This is a genomic window from Streptomyces mangrovisoli (genome assembly GCF_000974985.2).
Lineage (GTDB): Bacteria > Actinomycetota > Actinomycetes > Streptomycetales > Streptomycetaceae > Streptomyces > Streptomyces mangrovisoli.
Genome location: NZ_LAVA02000151.1, coordinates 41,943 through 49,130 on the forward strand (window position 1 = coordinate 41,943; position 7,188 = coordinate 49,130).

Consider the following 7,188-nt stretch of genomic DNA (forward strand, 5'->3'; position numbering starts at 1 on the left):
TCGCAGGGGAACCTTCGCCGCACAAGGAGAGCCGCCGTGTCCGATCGACTGCCCAGCCACACCGGCCCGTTCGCGCTCGGCACCTTCGAGGGCGCCGCGGGCGGCGCCTTCCCGGGCCTGGTGACCGGGGCGTGGGTGCGCGACCTGAGCGGCCTCGTGCCGAACGTGCGCGCCCTGCTCGACGACTGGGCGGGCTGGCTGCCCCGCCTGGACGGCCTCGCCCGGACGGCCGACGGCCCCTGGCACGACCTCGCCGCGCTGCGCGTCCACGCGCCGCTGGAGCCGGGCCAGATCCTCCAGAGCGGCGCCAACTACCGCAGGCACGTGGTCGACCTGGTCGCCGCCGAGCGGCAGAGCGTGCACGGCAGCACGCCCGAGGAGGCCCGCGCCGACGCCGAGCGCATGATGGACCAGCGCATCCGTGACGGCGTGCCGTACGTCTTCCTCGGCTCGCCCCGCGCCCTGTGCGGCCCCTACGACGACATCGTGCTGCCCGCGCTCGGCGAGCAGCACGACTGGGAGCTCGAACTCGCCGCCGTGATCGGCCGGCCGGGCCGGAACATCCCGGCCGAGGAGGCCATGACGTACATCGCGGGCTACACGATCTGCAACGACCTCACCACCCGCGACCGCCTCTACCGGCCCGACCTGTTGGCCATCGGCACCGACTGGTTCACCGCCAAGAACGCCGACACCTTCCTGCCGACCGGCCCCTTCCTGGTCCCCGCCATGTTCGCCGGCGACCCGCACGACCTGCGGATCACCCTGCGGCACAACGGCGTGGTCCGGCAGGACGAGTCCACCAAGGACATGATCTTCGACATCCCCCGGCTCGTCGCGTACGTCTCCACGACCACCACCCTGCGCCCCGGCGACCTGCTGCTGACCGGCTCGCCCGCGGGCAACGGCGCGCACTGGGGCGTCTTCCTGCGCCCCGGCGACGTCCTGGAGGCGGAGATCACCGGCCTCGGCCACCAGCGCAACACCGTCAGGAGCGGACAGTGACACCGGACACCCCCTTCCAGCCGATCACCCATCTGCGCCATGTCGACCTCGCCGTACCGGACTTCGCCCGTCAGCGCGCCTTCTACGGCATCACCTGGGGCCTGACCGAGGTCGCCGGCGAGCGCGGACTCGCCTTCCTCGCGGCCGAGGGCAGCCCCGAGCAGTACGTCGTGCGCATCCGCGAGGACGCCCGCAAGCGCATGGACCTGATCGCCTTCGGGGCCGCCTCCCCGCAGGCCGTCGACGAACTGGCCCTGCGCCTGGGCCGGTCGGGGGTGCGCCTGGTCCACGAACCGCGCGCCCTCGACACCCCCGGCGGCGGCCACGGACTGCGCTTCTTCGACCCGGACGGGCGGGTGGTGGAGGTGTCCGCGGACGTCGCCACCCGCGCCCACCGCCGCATCGAGGAGCGCGAGGCGGTACCGGTCCGGCTGTCGCACTGCGTCGTCAACTCGCCCGACCCGGCGCGGCTGCGCGACTTCTACGTCCGCCACCTCGGCTTCCGCCTCACCGACACCCTGTACTCCGCGCACCTGGGCGACCTCATGTACTTCCTGCGGTGCAGCCCGCTGCACCACTCCTTCGCCATCGCCCGCGGACCCCATGTCTCCCTGCACCACGCCTCGTTCGAGATGCGGGGCGTGGAGGAGTACCTGCGCGGCACCGGCCGGGCGCTGCGGGCCGGGACCCGGCTGACCTGGGGGCCGGGACGGCACCTCGCCGGGGACAACACCTTCTCCTACTTCCACGACCCGCACGGCAACACCGTGGAGTACACCACCGAACTCGCCGTGCTCGAAGAGGACCTGTGGCACCCCGGCCGGCATGACGTGGACGACCCGCTGACCCAGGACCAGTGGGGCACCGCCGACCCGATGAGCGAGTCGGTCGCCAAGGAGCAGTTCAACGACCCGGACGTGCTCTTCGAGGCGCCCCCGGTCTGAGCGGACCGCGGCACGGCGAGGCGGACGGCCCCGGGCCGCCCGCCTCGAAGCGCTGTACCGAAACGGCGGTGATCGACGCCTGTGGCGACACTGTGTGACCGGCATGCAGTGGGCCCCGCGATCCGAGGCATCGGGCCTCGATATGCGTGTGCCGCCCGGCTATTGCCGTGATTTCAGGGCTGGTTCACTCCGTGCTGCGCACCTCGGGTGCCTTCGTCCGAGCCGGTGCGGCCCTGTGCCGCACGCCTTGGCGGTCACTGTGCGCGACGTCAACTCCGCATCTGGGAAGGCAAGTCATGACGCTGATCACCCGACGTTCGATCCTCATCGCCGGTTCCGCGGCGGCCGGGGCGCTCCTGGTCCCGGTCGGCTCCGCCTCCGCCGCCCCGGCATCGCCGGGCGGCAGACTCACGGTCGGCTCCGGCGAGACGTACACCCCGGCGATGACCACCCGGCTCTCCGCGCTGACCGTCGCCGAGGGCGGTGTGATCGCCGCGCCCGACGGCCACAGCGTCACGCTGACCGTCGACGGGACCGAGACCGGCCAGCTGCTGACCGGCACCGGCGCCACCGCCACCCTGATCAGGCCCGGCACCTACCGCGGCGACGTCGTCCTCACCGTCGCCCTGGCGAACGACGTCACCTACCAGACGCTCACGTTCCCCTTCCGGCAGGCGCTGTACGTCGCGGCCGGCGGGGTCGACCGCGACCGCTCGGTGCTCGCCGCGGTCCGCGGCGGACGGCTCACCGACTCCGCGGCCCGCGCCGTCGCGATCACCTCCACGGGCGAGTGCTTCGACGGCGTCTACGTCCGCGGCGCGGCCTACACCCTCGACCGGCCCGTCATCTCCCTGACCGGCAACGGCCGCAGCGACTTCGCCGGTTACGGCGCCGCGGTGGTCGGTGCGGGCTCCTCGACCACGCTGGTCGTGGACGGGGCCCGGATCGGCAACCAGGGCGTCGTCCGCACCGGGGTCGTGGCCGACGCCGGCGCCAACGTCGTCGTCAAGAACTCCACGATCCGCTGCCGCAACGGCGTGCTGCCCGCCGACTACCGGGCCACCGTGGAGACGCCGTACATGGAGTCCGTGCCGTGGATGCTCGGCCTCGACGGCAACGTCCGCGCCACCAACCTCATCGGCGCCGGCAGCCGCGCCACCTACCTCGGCTCCACCGTCTTCTCCGAGACCTGGGGCGCCCTGTCGGTGGAGGGCGGCAGCGGGCTCCGGCTGACCGCGATCGACAGCCACTTCGGGAACACGGGCGCCTACGGGTACGGCACCTACGCCATCGGGGACGCCACCGTCCGCGTCCTCGGCTCCCGGGTCGACGTCGGCAGCTACGCCACGATCATCGCGGGCCCGGCGGCCGTGGTGCACTACGGCGACAGCACCCGTTCCGCCGTGGCCGCCCTCGACACCGAACTCGAACTGGGCCTGACCGAGGCCGAACTGGCGCGCATTCCGGTGCGGCGCACCGAGGTGAACTCCGGGCACTTCGGCTTCATGTTCTTCGGCGCGGGCACCCTCACCCTGGACGGCGGCACCGTCGTCACCTCCGAGCGGGCCACGTTCCTCAACAAGGGCCAGCAGACCGCGATCACGGTCGACGGCTCGCGGGGCGCCCGGCTCCACCCGAAGGACGGCGTCATCCTCCAGATGATCGAACTGGACGACCCGGGCCCGGTCAACGTCGACGGCAAGATGATGAACACCGGCGTCTACACCGAGCCGACCGGCGACCCGGCCAAGGACACCACGTTCGACGTCACGGCCGTCCACACCGGCGACGGGGCCGCCACCTTCAGCTCGATCGCGCTGCGCGGCGACTTCTACAACGGGATGCGCAAGGGCAAGAACATGGTCCTCACCTTCGAGGACGCGACGATCGAGGGCGTCGTCTCCGCGACGGTGGCGAGGCACCGGGTGTCCCGCATCGACGCCGCCACCTTCTACGAACTCGGCATCGTCACCAACACCGCGGGCCCCGCCGTCAACAACGGTGTCGTGGTGCGGCTGAACGCCGGTTCGGCGTGGACCGTCACCGGGACGTCGTACCTCACCGCCCTGACCCTCGCCGAGGACGCGGCGCTGCGGGCGCCGCGCGGCAAGGCGCTGACGCTGACCGTCGACGGCATCGTCACGAAGCCGGTGCCGGGCATGACGTACACGGGCGCGCTCACCCTGACGGTGGCCTGACCGCGGACCGCGGATCGCGCGGGGGTGGTCGGCGGCCGGGTGACGGGGGGTGCGGGTCGGTCAGACGGACCGGGCCCGCGCCTCCTCGGCGATCCGCTCGAACCGCGCGCCCATCGCCTCCGCGAGCGCCTGCGCGCCGGACATCGGGCGCACCATCACCGTCAGCCGGTCGATCAGCCCGTCCTCGTTCAGGTGGATGAAGTCGCAGCCCTCCAGGGCCCGGTCGCCCACCCGGGCGGTGAAGACGAGGGCGTGGTCGCGGCCGTCGCCGCCGCCGAGTTCGCGGTCGTAGCGGAAGTCCTCGAAGACCTGGGCGACGTTGCGCAGGATCGCCGCGGTGATCGCCTTGCCCGGGTAGGGCTTGAACACGACCGGGCTGCTGAAGACGACGTCCTCGGCGAGCAGGGCCTCGACGGCGTCCAGGTCGTTCGCCTCGACGGCCTCGCGGAACGCGCGCATCGGATCACCTCATAGTCAATTAGTTGAGTAATCAGAGATGACAGTAGTGAGCGACCGGGGGTGTGTCCACACCTCCGGTCGTGCCGTGCGGCCCGGCCTAGCCCTGCCCGTCGGTCCGTTCCTCGGTGCGGACGCGCTCCGACTCCTCCGTGAACAGCACCCGGGCGCGGACGAAGAAGTCGGTCAGCACGTGGAGCTCGGCCGGTCCGTAGGTGCCGAACAGGGCGGTGAGGCGCTCGTAGAAGGGGCCGTAGACCTCCAGCAGGCGCGTCTGCGCCCGGGCGTCCAGGACGACGTACACCCGTCGGCGGTCGTGCGGATCGGGCTCCCGCCGGATGTAGCCCGCCTTCTCCAGGCGGTTGAGGACGCCGGTGACGGCGCCGGTGGTCAGGCGGGCGCGCTCGGCGAGGTCTCCGGCGACGAGGGGGTCGCCCGCCAGGGACGCCTCCGTGAGGAACCCGAGGCAGGTGAGGTCGGTGACGTTCAGCCCCAGCTGCCGGGCCACGTCCTGCTGCCCGAACTGCGCGCTCGCGATCAGCCGGTCCATGGCGGACAGCGCCTCGGCCGCGGTGGCGGGCCGGTCCGCCTTGCCGTGCTCCACGACATCCCCTTAGTCTCTAAGTATCTTAGCTCGCGAGTTAAGATGATTTCGGTGCCGAGCCCACGACGAGGCGCACCCCGACCGAGGAGAAGTCCATGCATGGAGACGACCCGTACGACCTGGGGCACACGGTCGCCGGATGGACGGGAACGGTCATCGCTTCGGCGGGATGCGCCCTGTGCGGCCTCGCGGTGATCACCGCGTCGGGCCTGCTCGTCGCCGCGGGCATGGCGGCAATCCTACTGGCGGCGCTCGTCACCTGGGCGCTCCACCTGGCCGGATGGGGCAAGGCGTCGGGGCCGCGGCCGCCCGGGGAGTGGGGCCTGCGGGTCAGGGACGGCGCCGCGGCACACGGCCATCGGGACTGCCTCGGCTGCCGGCTCGCGGGACGGCGACGGTCGGCGCGGACCACCGCCGAGGACGCGGACGTGATGCCGGCCCCCGGCGCCCCGGCCCGGGGGTAAGCTCGGCGGGATGTTCAGCCCCGAAGGCCCGAGCCTGCGTGAACTAGCCGTCCAGGCGCTGTCGTCCGTCGAGCACGGCTACGACCTGCTCGCCCCGAAGTTCGACCACACCCCCTTCCGTACGCCCGATCCGCTGCTCGACGCCGTGGCGACCGCCCTGCGCCGGATCGGGCCCTTCGATGACGGACTCGACCTGTGCTGCGGCACGGGCGCCGGCCTCGACGTGCTCTCCAGGGTCTGCCGCACCAGCGTGACCGGCCTCGACTTCAGCGCCGGAATGCTCGACGTGGCCCGGCGGCGGGCCGGGGCCGACGGGCCACCCGTCTCCCTCGTACGGGCCGACGCCCGCGCCCTGCCGTTCGGCGCCGCCTTCGACCTCGTGGTGAGCTTCGGGGCGCTCGGGCACTTCCTGCCGCGCGAACTGCCCGTGCTCTTCGCCCAGGCGCACTCCGTGCTGCGCCCCGGCGGCAGCTTCGCGTTCCCCGTTCTCGCGCCGCCCCGGCCGTCGACGCCCGCCTACTGGACCCTGCTCGGCTTCGACGCGGTGATGCGGGTGCGCAACGCCGTGTGGCGGCCGCCCTTCGTGATGTACTACCGCGCCTTCCGCCTCGGCGACGTGCAACGGGAGCTCGACCGTGCCGGGTTCGAGACGCGGACGCAGGCGCTGGAGGAGTTCGGGCGGCGCGACGACGGCAGCCCGCGGGTACGGCTGGTGGTCGCCCGCCGCGTCCCGGACCCCCGCCCGCTGTCGCCGGGACCCGGTGCTCAGCCCGCCGACGGCAGCGTGAACTCGTAGACCAACGCCTCCTGTCGGGCGTCCACCACGAGATCGGTGATCTCGAGCGGGCGGTCGTACTGGTCGTGCACGCGCCGGGTCACCCGCACCGAGGAGGTGTCGGCGAGCGGGACGATGGCGTCGCGGTGGTGCAGCGTCAGGCCCGCCTTGCGCATCCAGTCGTAGGCCCGGCGCAGTTGGGCCGAGCCGCGGCCGTCGGCCCGGTCGCGGTAGCGGCCCAGCTCCTCGACCTCAGCGAGCGCGACCGCGGAGAACGAGGTCACCGCCCGCCGCAGCCCGCGCCCGTCGGCCCCGGCCGACTCGTAGCGGTGCACCAGGGTCGGCCGGTGCGGGGCCAGCCCCAGCGCCTCGGCGTGCTCGGGCGGGGGCGCCTCCCAGGTGACGGTGGCGAGGTCGGCGGCGGCCGGGTCCGGGGTCCGGGCGCCGACCGGGAACGCGAGCGAGGAGGCGGGACCGGTCGCCGAGCCGGACAGCGTGGCATGGCTGCCGCGCCGGTCGGTGGTGACCAGGCCGTCGCGGCGCAGCACGTCCAGCGCCTGCCGCACGGTCTCCCGGCTGACCCCGAAGCGGTCCGCCAAGTGCCGCTCGCCGGGCAGCCGTTCGCCGGGCGGGACGGAGCCGTCGCGCAGGGCGTCGAGCAGTTGCCGGGCGACATGCCAGTACAGCGGCGGCCGGACGGCGGGGGAGTCGCGAGGGACGGGGGTGCGGCGGGAGGTGGGGG

The 7,188-nt window shown here is 73.2% G+C and carries 8 protein-coding genes; 5 read left to right on the top strand and 3 right to left on the bottom strand.

The window, feature by feature from the left end; translation table 11 throughout:
• Positions 1-36: 36 nt before the first annotated feature.
• The 3 genes from WN71_RS38420 to WN71_RS38430 all read left to right on the top strand — a co-directional run bounded on the left by WN71_RS38420 (position 37) and on the right by WN71_RS38430 (position 4,147).
• The gene (locus tag WN71_RS38420; protein WP_046592476.1) at positions 37-1,005 is read left to right on the top strand and encodes a fumarylacetoacetate hydrolase family protein; all 969 of its coding nucleotides are present in this window, start codon (positions 37-39) and stop codon (positions 1,003-1,005) included.
• Positions 1,002-1,949 carry a VOC family protein gene (locus tag WN71_RS38425; protein WP_046592477.1) on the top strand — a complete coding sequence of 316 codons (948 nt, stop codon included), beginning with the start codon at positions 1,002-1,004 and terminating at the stop codon, positions 1,947-1,949. The genes WN71_RS38420 and WN71_RS38425 overlap by 4 nt, the downstream gene beginning before the upstream one ends.
• Before the next feature lie 296 nt (positions 1,950-2,245).
• Positions 2,246-4,147 carry a hypothetical protein gene (locus tag WN71_RS38430; RefSeq protein ID WP_046592478.1) on the top strand — a complete coding sequence of 634 codons (1,902 nt, stop codon included), beginning with the start codon at positions 2,246-2,248 and terminating at the stop codon, positions 4,145-4,147.
• 60 nt (positions 4,148-4,207) lie between these two features.
• On the opposite strand, the gene WN71_RS38435 is transcribed toward WN71_RS38430, so the two are convergent.
• Together WN71_RS38435 and WN71_RS38440 are read right to left on the bottom strand one after the other, a co-directional pair.
• A complete protein-coding gene (locus WN71_RS38435) occupies positions 4,208-4,606 on the bottom strand; it encodes a nuclear transport factor 2 family protein (RefSeq protein ID WP_046592479.1) in 399 nt (132 codons plus the stop codon).
• 97 nt (positions 4,607-4,703) lie between these two features.
• Entirely contained in the window at positions 4,704-5,207 is a 504-nt protein-coding gene (locus tag WN71_RS38440; protein ID WP_420856564.1) for a MarR family winged helix-turn-helix transcriptional regulator, read from the bottom strand.
• A 95-nt stretch (positions 5,208-5,302) separates the two neighbouring features.
• Between WN71_RS38440 and WN71_RS38445 the strand changes: the two genes are divergently transcribed.
• Positions 5,303-5,671 (top strand): HGxxPAAW family protein, encoded by a 369-nt coding sequence (locus WN71_RS38445; RefSeq protein ID WP_046592480.1) that lies wholly within the window; start codon positions 5,303-5,305, stop codon positions 5,669-5,671.
• A gap of 10 nt (positions 5,672-5,681) precedes the next feature.
• Positions 5,682-6,467, top strand: a complete 786-nt coding sequence (locus tag WN71_RS38450) for a class I SAM-dependent methyltransferase (protein WP_046592481.1) — start codon at positions 5,682-5,684, stop codon at positions 6,465-6,467.
• Here WN71_RS38450 and WN71_RS38455 read toward each other — a convergent pair.
• Positions 6,437-7,188, bottom strand: a 752-nt coding sequence (locus WN71_RS38455) for a GntR family transcriptional regulator (RefSeq protein WP_420856565.1), incomplete at its 5' end; no start/stop codon positions are given. The genes WN71_RS38450 and WN71_RS38455 overlap by 31 nt on opposite strands.